The 21,775-nt window shown below is 45.2% G+C and carries 19 protein-coding genes; 13 read left to right on the top strand and 6 right to left on the bottom strand.

Annotation, left to right across the window (positions count from 1 at the left end; translation table 11 throughout):
• The first annotated feature begins 49 nt into the window (after positions 1-49).
• Entirely contained in the window at positions 50-760 is a 711-nt protein-coding gene (locus tag NDI48_28540) for a DUF1997 domain-containing protein (protein ID MEP0835115.1), read from the top strand.
• A gap of 157 nt (positions 761-917) precedes the next feature.
• Here the strand turns inward: NDI48_28540 and NDI48_28535 are convergent, their stop codons facing one another.
• A complete protein-coding gene (locus NDI48_28535) occupies positions 918-1,388 on the bottom strand; it encodes a DUF4079 domain-containing protein (protein MEP0835114.1) in 471 nt (156 codons plus the stop codon).
• A gap of 166 nt (positions 1,389-1,554) precedes the next feature.
• Between NDI48_28535 and NDI48_28530 the strand changes: the two genes are divergently transcribed.
• The 4 genes from NDI48_28530 to NDI48_28515 all read left to right on the top strand — a co-directional run bounded on the left by NDI48_28530 (position 1,555) and on the right by NDI48_28515 (position 5,642).
• A complete protein-coding gene (locus tag NDI48_28530; GenBank protein ID MEP0835113.1) occupies positions 1,555-3,027 on the top strand; it encodes an ankyrin repeat domain-containing protein in 1,473 nt (490 codons plus the stop codon).
• Between the two features lie 227 nt (positions 3,028-3,254).
• A complete protein-coding gene (locus tag NDI48_28525; protein MEP0835112.1) occupies positions 3,255-3,668 on the top strand; it encodes a hypothetical protein in 414 nt (137 codons plus the stop codon).
• 95 nt (positions 3,669-3,763) lie between these two features.
• Positions 3,764-4,042: a hypothetical protein gene (locus tag NDI48_28520; GenBank protein MEP0835111.1), complete on the top strand. Its 279-nt coding sequence runs from the start codon at positions 3,764-3,766 to the stop codon at positions 4,040-4,042.
• 61 nt (positions 4,043-4,103) lie between these two features.
• Positions 4,104-5,642 carry a phospholipid carrier-dependent glycosyltransferase gene (locus NDI48_28515; GenBank protein ID MEP0835110.1) on the top strand — a complete coding sequence of 513 codons (1,539 nt, stop codon included), beginning with the start codon at positions 4,104-4,106 and terminating at the stop codon, positions 5,640-5,642.
• A 164-nt stretch (positions 5,643-5,806) separates the two neighbouring features.
• Here the strand turns inward: NDI48_28515 and NDI48_28510 are convergent, their stop codons facing one another.
• On the bottom strand, positions 5,807-6,694 hold the full coding sequence (locus NDI48_28510) for a 2OG-Fe(II) oxygenase (GenBank protein ID MEP0835109.1): 888 nt from the start codon (positions 6,692-6,694) through the stop codon (positions 5,807-5,809).
• Positions 6,695-6,834: 140 nt separating this feature from the next.
• On the opposite strand from NDI48_28510, the gene NDI48_28505 reads away from it, so the two are divergent.
• From NDI48_28505 to NDI48_28495, 3 genes are all read left to right on the top strand, one after another.
• The gene (locus tag NDI48_28505; protein ID MEP0835108.1) at positions 6,835-7,962 is read left to right on the top strand and encodes a cupin-like domain-containing protein; all 1,128 of its coding nucleotides are present in this window, start codon (positions 6,835-6,837) and stop codon (positions 7,960-7,962) included.
• A 127-nt stretch (positions 7,963-8,089) separates the two neighbouring features.
• On the top strand, positions 8,090-9,142 hold the full coding sequence (locus NDI48_28500; GenBank protein ID MEP0835107.1) for a GHMP kinase: 1,053 nt from the start codon (positions 8,090-8,092) through the stop codon (positions 9,140-9,142).
• On the top strand, positions 9,129-10,043 hold the full coding sequence (locus tag NDI48_28495; protein ID MEP0835106.1) for a UTP--glucose-1-phosphate uridylyltransferase: 915 nt from the start codon (positions 9,129-9,131) through the stop codon (positions 10,041-10,043). Before NDI48_28500 ends, NDI48_28495 begins: the two co-directional genes overlap by 14 nt.
• Before the next feature lie 170 nt (positions 10,044-10,213).
• On the opposite strand, the gene NDI48_28490 is transcribed toward NDI48_28495, so the two are convergent.
• The gene (locus NDI48_28490; GenBank protein MEP0835105.1) at positions 10,214-12,136 is read right to left on the bottom strand and encodes a serine/threonine protein kinase; all 1,923 of its coding nucleotides are present in this window, start codon (positions 12,134-12,136) and stop codon (positions 10,214-10,216) included.
• A 360-nt stretch (positions 12,137-12,496) separates the two neighbouring features.
• Positions 12,497-13,426 (bottom strand): DUF4388 domain-containing protein, encoded by a 930-nt coding sequence (locus NDI48_28485; protein MEP0835104.1) that lies wholly within the window; start codon positions 13,424-13,426, stop codon positions 12,497-12,499.
• A 239-nt stretch (positions 13,427-13,665) separates the two neighbouring features.
• Here NDI48_28485 and NDI48_28480 point away from each other — a divergent pair, with 239 nt between their 5' ends.
• Positions 13,666-14,259 carry a YdcF family protein gene (locus NDI48_28480; protein ID MEP0835103.1) on the top strand — a complete coding sequence of 198 codons (594 nt, stop codon included), beginning with the start codon at positions 13,666-13,668 and terminating at the stop codon, positions 14,257-14,259.
• A gap of 26 nt (positions 14,260-14,285) precedes the next feature.
• Here NDI48_28480 and NDI48_28475 read toward each other — a convergent pair whose 3' ends face one another.
• The gene (locus NDI48_28475) at positions 14,286-15,635 is read right to left on the bottom strand and encodes an NAD(P)/FAD-dependent oxidoreductase (GenBank protein MEP0835102.1); all 1,350 of its coding nucleotides are present in this window, start codon (positions 15,633-15,635) and stop codon (positions 14,286-14,288) included.
• Positions 15,636-16,382: 747 nt separating this feature from the next.
• Here NDI48_28475 and NDI48_28470 point away from each other — a divergent pair.
• The 3 genes from NDI48_28470 (at position 16,383) to NDI48_28460 (ending at position 19,029) form a co-directional block, all read left to right on the top strand.
• Entirely contained in the window at positions 16,383-16,793 is a 411-nt protein-coding gene (locus NDI48_28470; protein MEP0835101.1) for a guanyl-specific ribonuclease Sa, read from the top strand.
• A 5-nt stretch (positions 16,794-16,798) separates the two neighbouring features.
• Entirely contained in the window at positions 16,799-17,236 is a 438-nt protein-coding gene (locus tag NDI48_28465; protein MEP0835100.1) for a barstar family protein, read from the top strand.
• Between the two features lie 650 nt (positions 17,237-17,886).
• The gene (locus NDI48_28460; GenBank protein MEP0835099.1) at positions 17,887-19,029 is read left to right on the top strand and encodes an ATP-grasp domain-containing protein; all 1,143 of its coding nucleotides are present in this window, start codon (positions 17,887-17,889) and stop codon (positions 19,027-19,029) included.
• A gap of 129 nt (positions 19,030-19,158) precedes the next feature.
• Here the strand turns inward: NDI48_28460 and NDI48_28455 are convergent, their stop codons facing one another.
• Complete coding sequence (locus tag NDI48_28455; GenBank protein MEP0835098.1) at positions 19,159-20,655, bottom strand: glycosyl hydrolase family 57; 1,497 nt, start codon at positions 20,653-20,655, stop codon at positions 19,159-19,161.
• A 289-nt stretch (positions 20,656-20,944) separates the two neighbouring features.
• Here NDI48_28455 and NDI48_28450 point away from each other — a divergent pair, with 289 nt between their 5' ends.
• Positions 20,945-21,427: a GNAT family N-acetyltransferase gene (locus tag NDI48_28450; GenBank protein MEP0835097.1), complete on the top strand. Its 483-nt coding sequence runs from the start codon at positions 20,945-20,947 to the stop codon at positions 21,425-21,427.
• The last annotated feature ends 348 nt before the right edge of the window (positions 21,428-21,775 follow it).

The following is a 21,775-nucleotide window of genomic DNA, read 5'->3' as shown; positions in this document are numbered from 1 at the left end:
GTGGGAATCCTTAACATAGGCAATAGTCAACCGACGTAGTGGAGCAGGTATGTATTCGCAATTCGCTGACGATCAACCGTTTGAAGCCGAAAAGACCCATTTGAATGCCCAATCCGGTTTTGCCGAGGCTGACAGTTTAGTGACACCAGTACCTGACTTAACCAGTGAAGTAACTCAGTTTCACAGCTACTTTCAAGACTTTATGGAACTGTATGCGGAAGCTGAGAAAGTCACTGCCTATCTAGATGCTCATGAGAATTGGTTTACCCGTTGCGCCCATCCCATGAAGGTAGAATCCATTGATCGGAATGCCTACGCCTTAGTCATTGGGCGCTTTGGGTCGTTTGGCTATGAGGTGGAGCCAAAAATTGGTTTAGAACTGCTTCCTCAAGAGGATAAAATCTACCGAATTCGGACAGTCCCCATCCCCAATTATGTGGCTCCGGGCTATGAGGTTGATTTCCAAGCTTCTCAAACCTTTGTGGAAGTACCCGGCAGTGAATATTTTCAAAACTACGAACAGAAGGAAGCATCCCTACCCAAGGCCGTCACTCGTGTAGAGTGGGAACTGGATCTGAGGGTTGGCATTCGGTTTCCCCGGTTTATCCACAAATTACCCCAGTCATTGATTCAAAGCACAGGCGATAGCCTCATGCGCCAAGTGGTGAGACAAGTTTCTCGGCGCTTGACGCACAAAGTACAGGAAGATTTTCACTCTAGTTTGGGTATACCCATGCCTAAAAAATTGAAGAGGCGCTAAGGGATCGTAAGTCAAAGGGTTAAAGGTTGAAAGTTGATAGCGTAGCGCTAGTGAGCCTGCGGGTGTCAGGTTTGAACGCTAGAACCTATCAAGCTGTCAACTTGTCAACCTACCCAGTGTCAATCCTTGCTCAGATTCAGGACTAAGGACAAAAAAGCTACATTTTGCTCACAATCCGTTGGACAATTTCTACACCGGTGACGGCCTGCCAGCCAAATAAGCCCAAAAGAACGACATTTAGAGCAATGTGGGTGAAGCGTGCCCAGTTTTGCCCCTTCTGCATAAACGGGGAGAGAGAGGCAGACATGGCAATGAGTGCTGTCATGCCTAAACCAGCGACCAAGTGAGGACCCACAAATAGCTTGCCATTGTTGATGTAGGTAACCGCCATTCCCCCGATCGCGCCGACAACCATCAGACCGAGAAGCACTGAACCCATTTGATAGTGCTTCACGTTATATCGGCCTTTAATCAGCTCTTTCTTGATATCACCGTCAGCATAGCGAGTGCGTTGCACTTGAATCCCTAAATACAGTGCATAAATGGAGAGCGCCAGGATGACCCACATGATGATTGGGTGTAGGAATTGAGACCAGACTTTAACCGATTCGGGAATTGTGAGGTTCATAGGATTGGAGAGAGCCGTTTAAGAATCTTGATAAAACTTAACTTAGCATAGCTGTCATTTTCTCTAAAGTCTGATTAGCTCTCAATCGCATCTCTATCTAGGAGCGATGACTCACAGAGCTGATTTGGCGCTAAGTTTACACGGCGCTCTTGACGTGGCTGAAGAAATGACCTCAAACCAAGACGTTTTATTCCTAAAAGCGGCTCAAAGGGGTGACCTGACTCAACTCAAAGCCATCCTGGCTCAGGGGGCGAATGTCAATACCTGCGATCGCGATGGCACCACTGCTTTGATGTTTGCCGCCCAATCCGGCTACACCGAAATCGTTCGCGTGTTGTTAGCTGCGGGAGCCAATCCTGACCAGCGAAGAGAACGCTATGGCCTTGTGGCTTTAATGCTGGCCTGTGCTGCCGCTCAGGCTGATGTTGTACACACGTTGGTAGGGGCTGGCGCAGATGTCAATATCACAAATGATGATGGCAGCACAGCCCTCATGGTAGCGGCACACAAAGGTTACCTCAAGATCGTCCAAATTTTGCTCGATGCGGGAGCCGATGTCAATGTCCAAGATCAAGATGAAGATACGGCCTTAAACTTAGCCGCTCAGAACGGTCATGCCGAAGTCGTGAGAGCCTTGCTAAAAGCGGGTGCAGATGCCACCCTAAGTGAGGGTGCCTTAAACCTAGCCGCCAGTGAAGGTCACGCTCAGGTATCACAAGTTTTGCTAGAACATGGAGTCAGGGCAGACGCCCCTAATCCGGATGGCAGAACCCCTCTCATGCAGGCCGCTGAATTAGGATATTTGCAGGTGGTCTATCTATTAACCGCCACTACGGATATCAATATCAATGCCCAAGACCAAGACGGTGAAACAGCTTTGACTTTATCTGCTGACCAAGGTCATACAGATGTTGTGCAAGCCTTACTCAATCAGGGGGCTGACGCGAATCTGCCAAACTGGACAGGAGAGACTGCTTTGATGGCGGCGGCGGCTGGGGGGCATCATGCTGTGGTCACAGCCTTGCTGAACGCTGGGGCTGATATCAATCTCAGGAACCGCGACCAAGAGACAGCTTTACATCTGGCAACTGTGGAAGGTCATGGTGGAGTGGTCGGTCTCCTGCTTCAAGCAGGAGCTGATCTTGAGGCGAGGAATCATCTGGGCGATACAGCCTTAATCCTGGCAACCTTACACGGTTATACCGAAATTGTGTCGGATTTAGTACAAAAAGGAGCAGACTTGAATGTAACAAACCAGGGTGAGACACCTCTAACGCTGGCAGTCTCTCAGGGTCACGCAGAAACCATTAAGGTTTTGCTAGATGCGGGTGCGCCTGCCAATATCACCACCACTGACGGGAAGACCCTGTTGATGAAGGCAGCAGACCAAGGAGACACGACCCTCATGCGACACCTATTGGACGCAGGTGCCCCAGTCAATGGCCAAGATCAGACGGGTGCTACCGCTTTGATGTGGTCAGCTCATCGGGGTTATGCCGTGGCGGTGCAACTGTTGCTGGATGCTGGTGCACAGGTCAATGTGAAAAATCGGGGAGGCTATACGGCTTTGATGCTGGCAGAGTTTAATGGCTATCCTGAGGTAGTGAAACGGCTGAAGGTAGCTGGAGCACAAGAGTAGTTTAAAGCGGCTGACTGTTATTATGAGCCAGCACAAGACTTTAGGTCGAGAAATACCTGATAATCTTAGAATTCTGCATCATTTTCTGCCTCAATCAGCTCTTAACTCAGAGACGCTTTGCACTGAGGCATCTGATTCAGGCGTTCCTCCAAAACCACCAAGGCGCAGACCTCCTACTTCGGGGGAGTTTTAGTTAAATCATGAGCTTTGGTTAAGTATATAAACTTATGGAGCCAATTCCATTTGATAGTGATGACCTGCTAGTGGTCAATAGTCGGCGTCGAAATGGTTTAATTCTTTATAAGCGCTATCATGCAGAATTTGCAGGTCCAGGCGCGGCGGTAGGAGGATTCATCGATCACGATTGTAAACTAGCGCTGCCATTGGGCAACTTTTCGTTGATCCGTCCCGAATCTGCTGAAGATCGACAGCGGGCTTATGCGCTGCGGCGGCAGTGGATTCGATTGACGAAACAAATTACAGACAATCCAGTACCCGTGAAACGCGCTCAGCAGATTCTCACGCAGTTTGAATACTACTTTGACTCTGAAACAATCAGGCAACTGCCCGATGAAGCACTGGCACTTTTGGTGGGAGTGTTGCCACATACGATTAGGATGGCGCGTGATTTGGAGACTTAGACAAGAGTGAGTCGAGTAGGCAGACTCACAAGTGAGGAATCAGCGCCTAGTTATGGGAATATATCAGTGACTTTATGTAGCGGCTAGGAGTATTCATGACACTCATAGAGATTCTTTTGTTGCTGTTGATTGCAGCCATCTGTGGCAGTCTCGGACAAGTATTAGTGGGTTACTCGACAGGTGGCCTCTTGGCCTCAATTGTTGTTGGGGTTATTGGCGCGTACATTGGAATCTGGGTCGCTCGTGAATTTAACCTCCCAGTATTCTATGCTCTCAACTTGGGAGGTCGTTCGTTCCCGATTATTTGGTCAATTATCGGTTCTGCTATCTTTGCCGCCATACTCGGTCTGATCAACCGGGGGACACGACGGTAAAGTTTTTTAAGGGTAGTTGGTTATTGGTCAACTCACAACTGACTAGCGAACTCTCGAACTCATGACTGATGTTGATATGACTTTATCGAGCAGACCCTCCAGAAAGTTGGTTCCTTGGTTCTGGATTGGAATGGCGCTCGTATTTTTGCTGTCAGTGTCGTTGCGTTTTTGGGGACTGAGTAGCCCTAATATTTTAGTATTTGATGAGGTTTACTTTGCCAAATTTGCCAATAACTATCTAACCCATACGGACTTTTTTGATACTCATCCGCCCCTAAGTAAATACTTAATTGCTATTGGTATCTGGTTAGGCCGTCACTTTCCCTTTGGAAAGGATACAGTGAACAATTTGACGGGAACTCAGCTCACGACTTTTAGTTACCGTTGGCTGAACGCCTTTACGGGTTCCCTAATTCCCTTAGTGGTGGGGGGAATCGCTTATCAGCTAAGTCACCGCCGTAGCTATGGGTTCACCGCTAGTCTGTTTGTGGCAGTTGATGGTCTATTCTTAGTGGAGTCTCGTTATGCGCTGAATAATATTTATCTGGTTATTTTTGGGCTGTTGGGTCAATGGTGTTTACTTGTAGCCTTGGAGAATCAGCAAAAGCGGCGTGGGTTGTGGTTGGGTCTTTCTGGTATTTTTTTTGGAGCCTCAGCCTCTGTTAAGTGGAATGGCCTCTGGTTTTTATTGGGTATTTATCTAATTTTAATCCTGGCTTGGGCGATGCGATCACTACCATTTTTCCGCTCAATAGCCGCTGAATTATTCCCCAAAGAGTCTTCATCAAATCCTGAGTTGGGTAATCCGAAAGCTACCCTGACGCCTTTGCAGAATTTAGGACAACTGAATCTCCAACAGATATTTTTGAACTTAGGTATTATCCCTGGCTTAGTCTACTGCTTGGTTTGGATTCCCCACTTGCTACTCTATCCAAAACCAGGATTCTGGGAAATGCAACAGAAGTTGCTAAGTTACCATCAAAACGTTGGTAATGGCCCACAGGAACATCCTTATTGCTCTGCTTGGTACACTTGGCCTCTGATGATTCGTCCTATGGGGTATTATTTCCAGAAAGTGGACGAAACTCCCTCTCCAGGTTCACCGTTATTTTTCCCCACTAAGCCGAGTCCCCCCAAGATTATTTACTACGATGTACATGGAATGGGGAATCCAGTGTTGTGGTGGCTATCTGCGATCGCAATTCTTGTTGTGCTTTCGCTGTTAGTTTTCACCATCCGAACTTGGGTAACGGCATCTGATACCACAGCCAATCCGACGATTCCTGTGCTTCAAAGGGCTGAGTTTTGGATTGCAGTTTACTTGATTTTGAACTACATCGCTAGCTTACTACCTTGGGTGAGAGTAACGCGCTGTACTTTTATTTATCACTACATGGGAGCTTCTATTTTTGCTTTCTTAGCATTAGCCTGGATTGTGGATCGATGTTTACGAGGTTATGACCTTTTCTTGCGGATGGTGGGGGTGACCATAGTCTTTTTAGTTCTTATTTCTTTCGTATTCTGGCTACCTGTATTTCTCGGTTTTCCCTTGTCTCCTGAGGCATTTTACAGCCGTATGTGGTTCCCTTCTTGGATATAAATTATTGAAATTTTTTTATGAATTAGGGGTGTGTCTCGGAAGTAAGTTTTTAACGAACCACAGAGGCACAGAGAACGCAGAGAAAGAGAAAAGAAGAGAAGACGAGAGAAGGCTAAAGAGGAGATGTACTGAGTTCTTGTTTTTTAAAGGTTTTCAGACAGACCTTAAACTTGACGACGCACCCAACCATTAATCGTAAATCGGCTATCGGCAAACGCTTTTGAAGGGCAACTAACGGGTAACACTTCGTGTAAATAGCGGCTCAAAAAAAACACGATGCTGTTATTACGTGGTTCAACCCTTTTGTACGAATCTGCCTTTACATAAAAATTGTTTTCAATTTTGCTGTCATAGATTAGCAATTCTCCCCCAGAGAATGCTTTTGGCTCCTGATGAAAGTAGTATACATAGGTGAACTCTCTAGTTGCTGTGTCTGGACTTCCGTTATCATTATGAACTTTATAATAATTTCCATCATTGTGGGAGGTTAGCTGAGCCTCAATTTCAGCAATGGCAAATGATGGCAGGTTTAATTTTCTGAATACATCAGGAAGAATAGCCTGAATTCGATTGACGACAATTTGAGAAAATTCCGGAAATGAGTGGAGAATCATTGACCGACGATAGTCCAAATCGCCTGTAGAAGTACTCGTAGGAACAAACGCTGATTCTCGTTGAAAAACATAATTAAGGAGTCTCTGATGTTCTTCTATTGTCAAAAAATTATCAATTTGCACATACTCAGATTCTAAAACAGCTGGAATCTGAGGTTTAGTAGGCTCATTTTGCTGCCAATAAACAGGAGGTTCGGTAACCAAACCAACGAGATGTTCACTCGGAAAAGATAGAGTCGCACGACCTCCTTCAATTGAAACTTGAAATAAATAAGAAAAAACCGTTTCTTGCTTCTGAGCGCGAGTCATAATTGTAGTCATGAGACTATGCAGGAGGGGGTCATCTGGCTTGAGGTAAAGCGTGTACTGATGCCCCCCGGTTAGAAGCAACGTAACTTTGACATCCTGTGATTTGGTTTGTTGTGGAGTAAAATCCATATCAGTTGCCTACTATGATGTTAAGAATTAAAGTAACTAACGCGACTTATTTCAAGAGTGACAAACACTGAGCGTGCAAAAGTGAATGCCTGTTAGCTTTGTCATCCCCCCTAAACACAACTTCTAATCAACAACTCTTTATGCCTGACAGCCAACCTCTACGCATTACCCTACCCCCTTTGCAGATTACCTTAACAGAGAACCAACAGCTCGACCTGCAATGGCTGACGCCAAACCAGTTACACTCAGCAGAGGCAATCCAACAGGGACTCTCCAACTCTTGGAAACAATGGATTGCCGAAAATAAATTCCATCACAACTCGGATGATTCGATTATTCAGGCAATGCTACAAAATGGTATCGATTTTCAGGTTGCCATACAAGAAGTCAATCGTATTGCCTCTGATCCGTCCTTCCTAGCTGGCAGAAACTTTGTCCAGCTCTTGAGAAAGCTAGAATCAATTTTAGAAATTAACCAAAAACTTGCTGAATTGTCTCCCAATTTTGGCAAGATAGAACGCAGAAGCCGTCTTTCAGGACAAGAATTCTTAGAAAATTACTATGCCAAGAATACACCCGTGATTCTGACTGACATGATGAAGGATTGGCCAGCGATGTCTTTGTGGTCGCCAGATTATCTTAAGACCAAATATGGCAATGTGCCAGTTGAAATTCAATCCAATCGAAACTCCGATCCGGACTATGAAATTAACAGTGAACAACACAAAAAGACAGTAAGGCTATGTGAATACGTCGATATGGTAGCCAGCGGCGGTGAGAGTAATGACTACTATATTGTTGCCAATAACAGTAACTTAGACCGAGAAGGACTGAAAGGTTTACTCGATGACATTCACATGTTCCCTGAGTTCCTGGATGAAGCTAATACTCAAGGCAGAGTCTTTTTCTGGTTTGGTCCATCTGGCACAATCACTCCGCTACATCATGACCCAATTAACCTGATGATGGCTCAAGTTTATGGACGCAAGCGGTGGCGACTTATATCTCCGGCTCAGACGCCACTTCTCTACAATTACGTTGGTGTTTTCAGCAAGGTTGACTGTGAGAATCCAGACTACAACCGATATCCCCTATTTAAGGATGTCAATATCATAGAAACTGTTTTAGAAGCAGGAGAGGTTATTTTCATTCCTGTTGGTTGGTGGCATCAAGTTAAAGCCCTGGATATCAGTATTTCTCTTTCTTTTATTAACTTTGTTTTCCCGAATTCATATAATTATAAAGACCCCCAGATTCAATCCTGGTAAGGTAATCTCAACGGAGGTAATGCTTATTGCTAATTCATTTTTTTTTCAAGGTTCTATCTGTAGCTATTAAGAATAAATCAACCTCGGTAGTATAGCCCTAGAGGATGCAATAAATTGAATAAAAATTATGAAAATATTTGTTCCAGGTCGCCTGTGCCTGTTCGGTGAACATAGTGATTGGGCGGGAAACTATCGCCGCCTCAATCGTGAGCTAAAACCAGGCTACACATTGCTGACTGGAACCAATCAGGGACTTTATGCCGAGGTGAAACCTCATCCCACTCACTTGATTCTTCGCACTTTGCTGCCTGATGGCACTCGTCCAGAACCGTTGGTGTTGCCTATGGAACCGCAGGCTTTACTGGCTGAAGCTGAACAGGGTGGATTTTTTAGCTATGCGGCTGGTGTTGCCTACCAATGTCTCACTTACTATCATGTCGGTGGTCTTGAAATTGACAATTACCTGACAGATTTGCCAATCCAAAAAGGGTTGTCTTCAAGTGCCGCTATTTGTGTACTCATTGCCCGTGCTTTTAATAATTTGTATAACTTAAAACTCACTATTCGCGGTGAGATGGAGTTAGCCTATCTGGGTGAAATTACCACGCCCTCTCGCTGTGGGCGGATGGATCAGGCTTGTGCTTACGGAGGTCGGCCTATATTGATGATATTTGATGGCGAACGTACAGAGGTAATTGAACTCAATGTACCGAAGAATCTGTTTTTTGTCATTGTCGATCTCGGCGCTAGTAAAAACACTCAAGAAATTCTCAATCAACTTAATCAGTGTTATCCATTCGCCACCACCCAAGTACAGCAGAATGTCCAAAACTATCTGGGTTCCATCAGTTCTACCATTACTCAGGAAGCCGTTGACGCTTTACAAAAAGGCGAGGCTGAACGAATTGGTAACTTGATGAGAAGAGCACAAGCTGAATTTGATCGATATCTAATTCCTGCCTGTCCTTGGCAATTAACGGCTCCCGTTCTGCACAAAATTTTGAACTATGCACCGATTCATCCCTATATATTAGGGGGAAAGGGTGTTGGCTCTCAAGGAGATGGTACAGCGCAATTTATTGTGAAAGACGAGGAAAGCCAACAAAGCGTTATTGGAATTATTGAACGTGATTTTCCTCAAATGCAAGCTTTGAAATTAACCATTTATGCCAATTCATAACGTTCGCAAAGCGGTGATTCCAGCAGCGGGTTTTGGAACCCGATTGTTTCCAGCCACCAAAGCGGTTAAGAAAGAATTTTTTCCCATTATTGATCGTGATGGGCGAGCGAAACCCGTGATTATGGTGATTGTTGAAGAGGCAATTAGTGCGGGAATTGAAGAAATTGGGATAGTTGTGCAAAAGAGCGATCGCATCCTTTTTGAGGATTTCTTTAAAGTTCCACCCCCACAAAAACTATTCAACAAACTATCCCTACAAAATCAGGAATATAGCCAATATATCCAAGAATTAGGACAGCGAATTACGATTCTCACGCAAGACGAACAGGAAGGCTTTGGTCATGCTGTATTCTGTGCCAAGGAATGGGTCAATAATGAGCCATTTCTCCTGATGCTTGGCGATCATCTTTATGCCTCTGAGAATAAAATTTCCTGCGCTCATCAACTTTTAGAGGTTTATCAACAAGTCTCTCAAAGTGTGATTGGTTTGCGAGTAACACCTGCCGAGGTGATTCATCACTATGGCTGTGCCACCGGAACCTGGCAGCAATCTGACTCGATTATTAGTATGACTCAGATTTATGAAAAACCGAGTCTTGAATATGCGAGAAAACATCTTCATATTGAAGGCATGAACGATGACCAATTCCTATCCATATTCGGCATGTATATCCTCCAGCCAAAAATCTTGGACTATCTGGAATACAACATTAGCCACAATCTCCGCGAACGGGGAGAATTTCAACTCACCTCTTGTTTAGACCGATTGCGGCAAGAGGAAGGTATAACGGGGTATGTTGTCAAAGGACAATGTTTTGATACGGGACTTCCTGATGTCTACCGACAGACGATGTTTGATTTTCGCCATGCCGGTTATCCCATTTCGGATGTTGGCTTTTAAGTTTAAGTTTTGGCTTGGCATCTACAGCAATCACTTCCTCCTCTAGCCGTCCTAAATAATTCATGAGAACCTCCCTTTCTATCCTCTGTGCCCTCTGTGCCTGGAGTGGTTTGTTAAAAAGAATCCAATCTCACAAATGATTTAGGAGCGCTCTATCTTTTATTTTTGAATCAAGGCTTAATTAAATGCCCTTCTAATTTGCGATAATTAGCAATGCGCTTGGCACGCTCTAGGGAAGGATAAAGAATCATTGTCGCTAACGGTACACTTGTGCCTACAATCGCTGAGGTTACTAGCTGATGGACAAATCCTAGCTTGAAGCCAAGTCCGAGGCTAATTCCCAAAGCCGTGGATAACAGAGAAACCCCGATGGCGATCGTTTTACTAAATCCTCGCTGCAAGCAACTTTGAGCCACCCCTTCACCCTCAAAGGCTGCCATAAATACCACGGCATCCACCGCCGCAAAGGCGGCATGAAGCGAAGCAACCCCCCAGGTACTCGCCGTATCCATCTCTCGAAAGTCGGCACCGAATCGGGCAACAAACATTGCTGCTATCCCAGCAAAAAACACAGCCGCTACTGTATCCATGGCTTTTAATCGAACACCTAACCGGGTGCGGATTTTAGCCACTAACTGAGAAATCGCCTCAGAAGTCACAGCCGCCGCCAATCCTAGTATGGCGACAAAAGCTGACACAAAAATTGCGATCGCTATTCCCAGTGACCCATTTTTGCTGACAATTCCCTCCCAAGCCGTTACTTCAAACCAAGTTGCAGCCGCCGCAAACAAGACGAGTAGGCTGAGAGAAAAATACGGTAATTTTTTCGCTGCAATGGGTACAGGGGCGGTTTTAACTTTAATCTTTAAAACCTGTGTTTCGGGTTGAGAATTGGTGTGAATTAAAACCTCTCGCTCAAAGGTTCTATTCGCCATGAGCTTACGCGTGTCAACGGTAATTTTACACAACGCCTGGTTACTGACAAAATGAGATTGATCAAACTGAATCCACTCGTGAACATGGGGGGTGTGAGGGGGGTCACTCAGATGCGATGCGACTTGTAAACGGCTTTCTAGAACCGTCTCTGGAACTGAATTAGTAATTGTGAGCGTCTGAGTCAATTTTTCACCCAGTTTGGTTGCCGTAAATTCTAAGCACGAGTGATTGAACTTAGCTTCGGGGACGCGCATCACATAGATCGGCTGAAGGGCTTCTAAAGCCGTCGCCGCATCGGGAAAGCGGTTTTTGGGTTTGAGTTCCACCATCTTTTCCAGCCACTCAATCCAACGTAAACTGAGCTTGGGAACCAGATGCTTGAAATTAATCCGGTAGTCATCATCAATCAGGTTACTGATAGCTGTGGATGGGGTGCCCGTCAGTAAACAAATTAAGGTTGCGCCTAACCCATAAAGGTCTGAAGCTTCACTCAATTGTCGATTAAATAACTGCTCTGGAGCCATAAAGCCGATTGTGCCTTTGGCAACACTGCTCATCGCCACTTCCGAATCGCCAATCCGAGCTAAGCCAAAATCGACCAGAAAAACATTAATTTTCTCATCAACCAAGATATTTTCCGGTTTAATATCCCGGTGACTAATCGTCGGAATTCGATTTTGCAGATAAATCAGAATATTCAGTAAAGAAACCGCAATTTGCTTAATTTCATCCGGGTCAAAGCTACGGGGCGCAGCCAGAGAAGGAGCTTTTTTGTATTCTTGTACCAGGCAAAAACCTGTGGGTGTTTGAAAAGACCCGAAGCAACGCGGGATACCGGGATGATTTAGCCCCTGCAAGACTTGAATTTCGCGTTCGATCGCCTCATAGTCTGACCAGTGGTTGTTCCCTAAAGCAAACTGAAACTGCTTAATCACAACGGGTTCTTTCCCCGCCCCCTGCTTGACTCCCCTCTGTTGGTGCCGCTGGGCAAGCGGTTCTCCCTGGGTCAGGGGAGAAGATTCGGAGAGCGTTTTATTGTGGAGGGATGCCGTAGCATCGGGGATGGCGAGATAGGTCACTCTCCCGCCAGTCCGATTGTGTCCTAATTCTCGAACGACCCTGAAACCGTGGCTGGACAAATCTGGAAAATTGCTCATGAGTCTGAGGAGGAAGGCAAATCTTCGTGCGAACTGCACTCTCTTTCAGGAAATTCTAATCCTTCTCTGGGAAGTTAAGCTTCCGGAGAATAGGAAACGGGCGTAACCTTGCTAGCCGCGTCTGGGATCACAGAGTAAGGAGTGCTCTTATCCACGATATCGCTTTCCTCCCATGGATAGAGCGATCGCCAAATAAGAGTTAAACCCATAGCACCCACTTCCCTAGACAGACCTTCCGAAAACATTGATATTTATGAGCTTCAGGCACTCAGCCAACTCTTTACGAAGGCGTGCCACATTTTTCGTTAATTCGGTCTTGTTGATAAAGCCAGACCGAGCTTTTAATGATTGAGCAATGATTTAAATATTGCCTAAAAATTCCCCAAAGTTGTCCAAAAATAAATGCGTGACGTTCCGGCGTTCGGCTTCTTGGAGTAACTGAGCAGGGAGTATATCGCTCACCGATTGGGATGGGGCGTCAACCAACAAAGGCACTTCTTTCACTAAACCGACGGCAATTAACCGAAAAGCAATTTGCTGCACTTGTTTGATGGGGAGTTTGAGCTGTCTTGCGATCGCTTTGAGAGAAACGGTTCCATTGGTATACTCCCAAACCTGCCATTCTAAAGTATTGAGCCGATGGTGGGGGTGATGAGTAATTGTACTGATTAAACCTTGATTAGGATGGGGTAATTGAGCGGCTAAAACGTCCGAGTTTGGCAGCGACTCTTTACCCTGTCGATGGGATTTCTCACTCAGAACTCGTTGCGCTTCACGTAACCCGATCAATGTCGCTTCCGTCGCCGGTATACTCAACCCCGTCAATTCTCGCGTCGGTAGTTTTACCGTAGAGTTGAACTCAAACTCAGCATCCTTGAGTTGAAACAAGCTACGCATCGACTGCAAAACTTGAACCTGAAATAGCCATTTCAGTTGTTGGGCTTGTAAGACACCTTTGTATTTAAGATAGGAACCTAAGGGTTGATGGGTCGGGCAGGTCTGAACGAGTTGAGCAAATCTCGGCTGATTAATCCACTGACATTGTGCAATTAACGATATTAAACTTTGTTGGTCTAACTGAGGAGCGACGGCTACAAGGCGACCTTGATAGACCCAGATATAACGCACAGCAACAGAGCTTGCTTGAGTTGGGTTGCAGGCACGAAGTGTCAGCAAGCCTGTTTGCTTTCCTGTCTCGATCAGGTGACAAATTTCTGCTAGGGAAAAGTCTGATAAGTAACCTGCAATGCACATCGTTGTTTCTGGGGTTGCATTATTAAGTTTTTGCAACAGTCAATGAAGACGTGTTTAAGTATCTGGTTAATCTGCCAATCGGCCTGTGATTAAACTCCGTTCAATTTGTGAACCTAACTGAGATTTTGTGTGATTGCCGAACTCCAACCGAGTGAGGGAATACTACTAGTTTGAGTGATTTTGCTCACTTTTTAACAGAAACCTCGCTGAAAAATAGGGAATGGAAACAGAAATATTTATTCCCCTGTCTATATAAATCGCACATGGGGTCTGATATGAACAAAAAGAAATGGCTGATTAACACTTTACTTGGGTTGGTATCCCTGAGCCTTACGGCGATCGCATACTCAGCTTGGAGCATTTATCGTTATGGCAGCAACTCCACCCGTATTCAGGCGGATGCGGCGATTGTTTTGGGCGCGGCGGCATGGGGAAACCAACCCTCTCCCGTGTTTAGAGAACGGCTCAACCATGCGATCGCGCTCTATAAAGCGGCAAAGGTCAAAACCCTGATTTTTACGGGGGGAAAAGGCGATGGCGATGAACTGGCAGAGTCGGTTGTTGGCAAGCACTACGCCATGCAACAAGGTGTAGCAGAAGCCGACATTTTGACCGAAACGCGATCGAGAACGACACAGCAGAACCTCTATTACTCCCATCAGGTGGCAACGTCTCACGATTTGAAACGGATACTGATTGTCAGCGATCCCTTGCACATGAAGCGATCTCTACGAATGGCGCGAGAGATGGGAATGGATGCCTATCCCTCTCCCACACCAACCACCCGCTATCAAAGTGTGAGTAGCCAAATGAAGTTCCTAGCCAGAGAAACCTATTTCTATCTGGTTTACTTGGTTTTTAAGATTTGACTCCACTGTGGCACGAATAAGTTAACCTACGCTTTCACTGGCGTTCGATAATTACTCTCCTCTTCAACTTCTATCGGCGGTACAGGTTCTTGATTGGTAATCAGACGTGCCCCTTGTTTGCGGGTGAAGTAATTCCACCCCCACTGAATCATCACCAAAATCTTATTGTCAAACTCAATTAAGAAGAAGATGTGAACGAAAGTCCAGATGAGCCATGCCAGGAACCCGGAAAACTTGATGAAACCAAAATCTACGACTGCCGCATGGCGTCCAATCACTGCTAAGCTGCCGTAGTCCTTATAGTGGAAGGCTGGCAGAGTCTCTCCTTTAAACCGCTTTTTGATCAGATTAGCCACATACTGCCCTTCTTGCATCGCCACGGGTGCGACTCCTGGTAGGGGTTTGCCATCTTCGTATTGGTGCGGGAAATTGGCTAAGTCCCCAATCACAAAAATATTCGGATAGTCCGGTATCGTCAGGTCGGGCTGCACAATTACTCGTCCTGCGCGATCGCAGGGTACACCCGTAGCGTTGGCGAGTATCTCCCCCATCTTAGAGGCTTTCATGCCCGCCGCCCAAAGAATCGTCTGCGATGGAATTTGCTCAATTTGGTCACCCCGACGAATCGTGACGAGATTGTCCTCAATATTAGTCACTAAAGTGTTTGTCTGCACCGTAACCCCCAAATCCTCCAGGGAGGCTTGGGCTTTTGCCGACAATTCGGGTGGGTAAGGCGGCAAAACGCGGTCTATCCCTTCTAAAAGCAAAATTTTGGCTTCCGAGGTATTGATGCTGCGGAAGTCGTCCTTTAAGGTATTGTGAGCCAGTTCAGCTAAAGCCCCGGCTAATTCAACACCGGTCGGGCCACCTCCCACAATCACAAAGGTTAACCACGCACGACGCTTTTCGGGGTCAGTTTCTTTTTCTGCGGCTTCAAACGCTAGAAAAACACGACGACGAATATCCAGGGCGTTTTCCACAGTTTTCAATCCAGGGGCTTTCTCTGCCCATTGTTCATTACCGAAGTAGTGGTGGCTCACGCCAGTGGCAACAATTAATGTGTCGTAGCTTAGTTCTTGATCATTGAGTCTAATTTTTTGCTGTTTGGGGTCTACATCCGTCACTTTCCCCATCAACACTTGGGTATTTTTCTGACGGCTCAAAACCGCTCGTAAAGGGGATGAAATATCACCCGCCGATAAGCCCCCTGTCGCCACTTGATAAAGTAAGGGCTGAAACAAATGAAAGTTTCGTTTATCAATTAATGTGACCTTGACGGGAGCTTTTCTCAGCGCTTGTGCGGCATAAAGCCCACCAAATCCGCCTCCAACAATGACAACATGGTGAAGAGGCTGGTTGTTGGCTGCATTTAACATAATACTTCTTTCCTGGAGTTAATTTCGTCGATGATTAATTGAGAAGTAATTGGGTTTAGAAGGCTGAATTGTCAAGAATAAAGGATGAAATCGGGGATGAGCGGCACATGACGAACCCCAATCCCGTAGCTTTAGTGAGAAGGCAAAAAAATTGTTTTTTCAATATCTATGCCTCATCCCTCTATAGGAGGATTAGTTTCATCCTTCATCCTTCGTTTGACTGCCTCAACCTTCTGAAAACTTCGGCTTTACACAAGTTTATGTTAAAAATCTAGAAATGCAAGTATCAAACCATACGAGTTAGTTTGCCATTCTTGTTATTCTCTGTTTGTCCAAAATGTCTGGGGCAACTAACGCCAGGAAGTGGGTAATAGAGGCACTGAAAACATCAACTATCCAAAGCTACTTCAGTGAGGCGAAGCGAATACCGAGGACAGCCGTTGCCAAAAGGGAAACGGTAACGTGCCTATCTCATCAAGGAAGAACAACGGAAACTTAATACACCCTGATTCCGTGGAGCTTAATGAGTCCAAGGCAGCTTACGTCTATCTTAGCTAAACCCCTGCTTCTTGCCAGAGTGATAAGCACGTTGAATTCTACAACACTAGCTCAACCTATTCCAGAGGCACGAATTCCTTCTCCTCGCATGATATTAACGCTCAACCAGCTCAATAGCGACGCCAGCAAGGATGGCGGGACTATGATCCCAGATGTATATTTGGAATACCAACATTCTATAGGCGTCTCATGAAGCTATTCCGCAAAGGCTTCAGTTTACTATTAAGTAGCTTGACGTTGATCGGATTGAGTCCTCTGGCTGAAGCAAAGGTAAAACTTCAGCCCATCACGCAAGAGGCAGGCACTACCATAACTGCCCAAAGGCAGATGCCAACTCTTCCTATCAACAAGCTACCTCGTGAAGCGCAAATTACTATCAACTTAATCAACCAAGGAGGCCCATTTCCTTATCGACAGGATGGTACTATCTTCAGAAATCGTGAAAAAAGACTGCCTCTCGCACCTGTCGGATACTATCGAGAGTACACCGTTCCCACTCCAGGCTCTCCGAATCGAGGCGCACGACGGCTTGTTACGGGACAGGGGAATGAGATTTATTATACCGGCGACCACTATAGAAGCTTTGTCAGAGTGCAATAAAAAAAATGGATAAACTGCTCGCAATACTTAAGGGTGAACTGAGTTCTGGGCTATACAGACTTACCACGGAAGTAAACATTGATGAGCTATCCTCTTGGTGCAAAGAGTATGGTTTTCAATTCTTCTACATTAATGGAAATGATGTGGCAACCAAAGCTGAGTTTTTCCAAGCCTCGGCTCAAACGATGAATTTCCCAGACTATTTTGGTGATAATTGGGATGCGTTTTCTGACTGTATGAATGACCTAAGTTGGTTGTCAGCGGATGGATATATCTTGTTGTATACTCAACCCGATAATTTTGCCCACAACGAGCCTTCAGAGTGGTCAATTGTACTAGATATTTTCCAGGAAGCTGTCGAATCTTGGAAGGAAACCGATACTCCGATGTACGTCTTGCTGAGAACGGATAGTTTGGCTCTGGATACGCTGGAAGTTCTCTAGTTCAATAGCCTCACCGAGGATAGCCTATTAGCTGCTGATTAAGCCAAATTAACAACCTCGTCTCAAAGTATCCTTTAAAATTTTGTATTAATTTACACCATTGAGGACACACCCTGCCAATCACGCGTCTAAGTATTAATCCTCATTTGTCAGGAATTGTTAATAATAATTAGCTCTTGGAGTTGCATTTAGGTACAGTTTTCGTCTATCTTCCTCGGATGGGATACAGTTCGTCACTCAAGGGAATAGCGAACCCTTAAATTAGCCACGCCTCAATGAGTTTGGGTGTGCTAGCTTCATTTCACTTATCCGTAGATGAAGCAGATTCATCAATGAACAACTGGTGTTAACCTGCCCAATTTTCCCGTACTCTCAACCCATTCGAGGACACCAGAGTCAGCAGAGTTTCATCGTCTATTCTCTCTTGGTTCATAACTTAATTACCCAATTGCTCGGACTCAGAGGCTCTATTCCGTGGGGACGGTAGGACACACTCCACACTCGTAAAATGACTTTCCACTCTAACAAACGGGAGGATACAATTTATCCTCTCAATATTCGGCTGGCTATATCGCTAAAGCTACCTCCATGCCACATCTTTAGACTCAAGCCACCTTTTTAATTCAGTCGGAAGTTGGAGGTGTACGTTCATGAACAAACCTGTCTACTTGCGTGACGGAGATTTAAAAGTGATTCGCCATAAAATTTTCAACCATGACATCATGACCTGTACTCATGAGTCTGTACTCGGTAATCATCTTTATTCCGGCAGAGTTTTAGGCCAGACTGAACCTGAAGATATTATTCAGTTGTACCCGAATTTAAAGCCACAATGGAATGCGATTACCGCTCATTATGCACGGATTGGTTTAAGCCATAGTCAAAATATTATTTGGGATGTTTCGCTGAAAATATTGGCCGATTATCCTAACTATGACATTTCGGTTTTTTATTTTGGTGATAGTACAAATCAAGCTAGTTTGGAGGCAGATTGGTTTCGCCAGATGGATTCTGACTGGTGTAAGGTTGTTGAGTCGATGAACTCCAAGAATAAGTTTATACAACTGGCACAAGAGCTGGGAATTAGCGTACCAAAAACACTTTGTTTTCAAAACAAAGCCGGAATCAAAAACGATGAAACTTTACCCTATCCGTGTTATCTCAAACCAGCAGTTTCTGTCGATGGTGCCGGAATTAGTCGATGTGAAAACCAAGAGCAGCTAAGTCAAGCATTGAAAATACTTGCCGATGATTTACCGTTACAAGTTCAGGAGGAGATAACGGCTTCAAATTTTCTCAATTTGCAATATTGTGTTACAGCTGATGGGGTAAAACGTCTCGCTGCAACAGAACAGATCCTCGATGGGTTTGCACATAGCGGTAATCGCTATCCTAGTACACATCAACCTTGGGAAACTGTGGAACCGATAGCGGAGTGGATGGCACAACGAGGAATGAAAGATGTGTTTGCATTTGATGTTGCGGTTGTAGAAGAGGGAGGACAAACTCGTTATTTAGCCATTGAGTGCAACCCACGCTTTAATGGTGCTTCTTATCCCACCGGTATTGCGAACAAACTCAAGCTTAAAAGTTGGAGTCACGAAACCTTCATAACCCAATATCGCTCACTCGATCAACTTGATCTCAGGGGTATTGAGTTTAATCCTCAAAATGATACAGGTGTTGTGCTGGTTAATTGGGGTAGTATTCTGGTTGGAAAAATTGGTATTCTGTTAGCTGGCTCGATTGAACAACAGAGTGAATTCAGGGCTATTTTGAAACAGCGGCTTTGAGCTGATTAATATCAATTAAAAAAAATATCCCCGACTTCTTTAAGAAGTCGGGGATATGAACCCCTGGCATTTCACAAGATGCATTTACTGCCCAAACAGCCGCTTTTATTCGATGAACGTACTGAGCAATTACCTCAGTAAAGCTTCACCACGTCGATAAAATTCACGCGCATAATCTGTCCAAGTTCCCTGCCCCCAATAGCGGAAACAACTCGTTTGCAGTAATAAGTTATACAGCAAAGCTTGCTGGTATTCAAACTGTTTGGTGGTTGAAGCATCTTGCTGCACTAGGGAGTCATACTTTTGGTGAAATGCAGCGCTGAGTTGATTCATTGGCCCTAAAACATTTTCATAGCCTTTGACCCAACTTAAACTATTCGTCCAAGACGCACCATCCATGTGGAACTGATGATCAGTTTCTTTCAATTGTACGATCGCCTTTTCTACGGCTTCTGGTGTTGCATTCTCTGGGTCAACCCGTTGCCAAATCTTATGCTGATTAATCCCTTGGCAAGTGGGATAATCCTCAGAATTAACCCCGGCTGCCTCCATCAGTTCCAGATATTCCGTACCATTGATGGGAACAACCCCTGTTCTCCCGCCCCCTTGATCGCGCAATTCATGATAAATTCGGAAGAAATCACGGGGATATTCATTCATCATCACACCGCCGTTTTCCCCATCGGCAATTTGGGTCACAACAGAAGGAACGCTGAGATTACCTAATTGTTGTTTTTCCCGTCCCTTGGCCTCAAAATAAGGCTGCATTTGAGCGACTAACTTTGTATCCGAACCCTGAGTTTTAATCAGTGCCGTGATGCTGATTGTTTCGCCTTGAGAATTGCGAGCAACTAAACGATTGGGAATATATTTCTGTTCATGCCCTAATCCTGAACCATCCAGTTTTTCCACCGAATGTTCCTGTACCATCAACCAGCGATAGCCGCATTCTTTTAAGGCTTTGATGTATTCATACAGAGTATCTGGGTGATTAGGTAGGTGCATTTCTGGCGGCGAAAAACCTTTAACCCGCTTCAGGGCATCGTAGCCAAAAATGGCGGCAAAATAATGTTGCCACGCCTGAATGTGGAGTTTAATATCAGGAATTGGTGTTGAGGGCACGACAGCATGACTCCACATCGTTCCTAACCATTCCACATAAGGCTGGTACTGGGAGTCACAGGTAATCCGTTTGAGATTGTTGAGAATGTCCTCTCGTCCCAATTGGCGCAATCCCCACAATAAATTGCCAGAGTAATCGAGCATAATTCGAGGATTGCAACCCTCCCAAACCAGTTGGGGAATAAACTCTCCCATGCGGCTATAACACCAAGCAAAGGGTTCCGCATTGTGGTTATCCCCTTGGTTGGGATGTTCAAACATGTGCTGGAGATTGCTGATGAGTTCGCCATTGGCACCCGCCGGGATGGTGGGTTGGTGCATGTGGAGGGCGCAGGCAAATCCCGCCGTGATGTCTTCCAAACGAAGATTCGTCCTAGGCAAAAATACGGGTTCATGATGGTTCACCACCGAACTGATTTCTGTCTCCCATCCGCAGATATTGGGTAAACCTGACCTTAATTCCTCTAAAGTCGGTAGGTTGGTAGAGGGTACTGTTGCAGTCATAGGACATTCCTCGATACTCATTGAGCGATCACCTCTGGCGCTGCGCTGTGTGCAATCGCCTCTGGCGACGCCTTCGGGCTAATTGCCCTCAACTCTAGCCTAAGACAGCGATTGCTGAGTTCGGATGCAGGAATAAATTAATCATGCCCTCAAGCTAGCCCAGAGATAGGTGAAGTTTCTCAGTTATGCTTCCAGTGCGATCGCGCTTTTGTGACATGACTTGGAGGTACTCTTCCTAGCCGTTTTGCCCTAATCGTATTATTAAATCCACTAAACAAAGACTAACGCAATGCTCATTAGAGAATTTAAAAATAGTGATACTCAAGAAATAATGCACTTATTCTATGACACCATTCATAGAATTAATATTCGAGATTACTCTAACGAACAAGTCGATGCTTGGGCACCCAAGGATATGAATTATGCCCAATGGAGCGAGCGCTTGCAGAGTAAAATGACTTACGTGGCTGAGGAAGAGGGAAAAGTCATTGGATTTGCGGAGTTAGAAAAAACGGGTCATATTGGTTGTTTCTATTGCCACGCAGACTATCAAAGCAGGGGCGTTGGAACTAGATTGATGAATCAAATTCAGTTAACAGCAAAAAACTTAGGCATACAAAAATTATTTACAGAGGCTAGCATCACAGCTAGACCGTTTTTTGAACGCAGGGGATTTAGAGTGATAACTCCCCAAGAAGTTGAGCGCAGAGGAATGAAATTCATCAATTATGTAATGGAAAAGGATATCCAACTTAATAGCTCAGATTCATGAGTGCGATCGCACATTCCCAGAGGGTACGTATAACCTTCGGCATGGCTTTGCTAAATCACTAGCGTAACGCATCAAATCATCTTGCAAAAGACGGTACAGGTAGCTTACCATTTGCGATCGCTTCCTCAAAAAGTCAGACGAGCTTTGTGCTCCATTCTACGGATTGCAACCAATAGGCAAAGCTCCGAACCTAACCGTTACAGCGCAATATCCGGCAGTAGCGAACGCAGCTTTTCTACAGGAATCGCCCAACTAGTGTTAGCTGCGGTTCTTATCTGCTGTTTATTCCCAAAGGTCAGGTTGCGTATTTCCCCAGAATATATATACTTCTGTGAAATTAAGAAGATA

This window comes from Microcoleus sp. AS-A8 (assembly GCA_039962225.1).
Classification (GTDB): domain Bacteria; phylum Cyanobacteriota; class Cyanobacteriia; order Cyanobacteriales; family Coleofasciculaceae; genus Allocoleopsis.
This window is presented reverse-complemented; position numbering and strand designations above follow the sequence as displayed.

Excerpts from the sequence above, each read along its gene's own strand:
- NDI48_28495 (MEP0835106.1), top strand. The coding sequence starts at position 9,129 with ATGCCAATTCATAACGTTCGCAAAGCGGTGATTCCAGCAGCGGGTTTT.
- NDI48_28490 (MEP0835105.1), bottom strand. The coding sequence starts at position 12,136 with ATGAGCAATTTTCCAGATTTGTCCAGCCACGGTTTCAGGGTCGTTCGA.
- NDI48_28480 (MEP0835103.1), top strand. The coding sequence starts at position 13,666 with ATGAACAAAAAGAAATGGCTGATTAACACTTTACTTGGGTTGGTATCC.
- NDI48_28470 (MEP0835101.1), top strand. The coding sequence starts at position 16,383 with ATGAAGCTATTCCGCAAAGGCTTCAGTTTACTATTAAGTAGCTTGACG.
- NDI48_28460 (MEP0835099.1), top strand. The coding sequence starts at position 17,887 with ATGAACAAACCTGTCTACTTGCGTGACGGAGATTTAAAAGTGATTCGC.
- NDI48_28500 (MEP0835107.1), top strand. The coding sequence starts at position 8,090 with ATGAAAATATTTGTTCCAGGTCGCCTGTGCCTGTTCGGTGAACATAGT.
- NDI48_28535 (MEP0835114.1), bottom strand. The coding sequence starts at position 1,388 with ATGAACCTCACAATTCCCGAATCGGTTAAAGTCTGGTCTCAATTCCTA.
- NDI48_28530 (MEP0835113.1), top strand. The coding sequence starts at position 1,555 with ATGACCTCAAACCAAGACGTTTTATTCCTAAAAGCGGCTCAAAGGGGT.
- NDI48_28525 (MEP0835112.1), top strand. The coding sequence starts at position 3,255 with ATGGAGCCAATTCCATTTGATAGTGATGACCTGCTAGTGGTCAATAGT.
- NDI48_28520 (MEP0835111.1), top strand. The coding sequence starts at position 3,764 with ATGACACTCATAGAGATTCTTTTGTTGCTGTTGATTGCAGCCATCTGT.
- NDI48_28465 (MEP0835100.1), top strand. The coding sequence starts at position 16,799 with ATGGATAAACTGCTCGCAATACTTAAGGGTGAACTGAGTTCTGGGCTA.
- NDI48_28455 (MEP0835098.1), bottom strand. The coding sequence starts at position 20,655 with ATGACTGCAACAGTACCCTCTACCAACCTACCGACTTTAGAGGAATTA.
- NDI48_28505 (MEP0835108.1), top strand. The coding sequence starts at position 6,835 with ATGCCTGACAGCCAACCTCTACGCATTACCCTACCCCCTTTGCAGATT.
- NDI48_28450 (MEP0835097.1), top strand. The coding sequence starts at position 20,945 with ATGCTCATTAGAGAATTTAAAAATAGTGATACTCAAGAAATAATGCAC.
- NDI48_28515 (MEP0835110.1), top strand. The coding sequence starts at position 4,104 with ATGACTGATGTTGATATGACTTTATCGAGCAGACCCTCCAGAAAGTTG.
- NDI48_28540 (MEP0835115.1), top strand. The coding sequence starts at position 50 with ATGTATTCGCAATTCGCTGACGATCAACCGTTTGAAGCCGAAAAGACC.
- NDI48_28510 (MEP0835109.1), bottom strand. The coding sequence starts at position 6,694 with ATGGATTTTACTCCACAACAAACCAAATCACAGGATGTCAAAGTTACG.
- NDI48_28475 (MEP0835102.1), bottom strand. The coding sequence starts at position 15,635 with ATGTTAAATGCAGCCAACAACCAGCCTCTTCACCATGTTGTCATTGTT.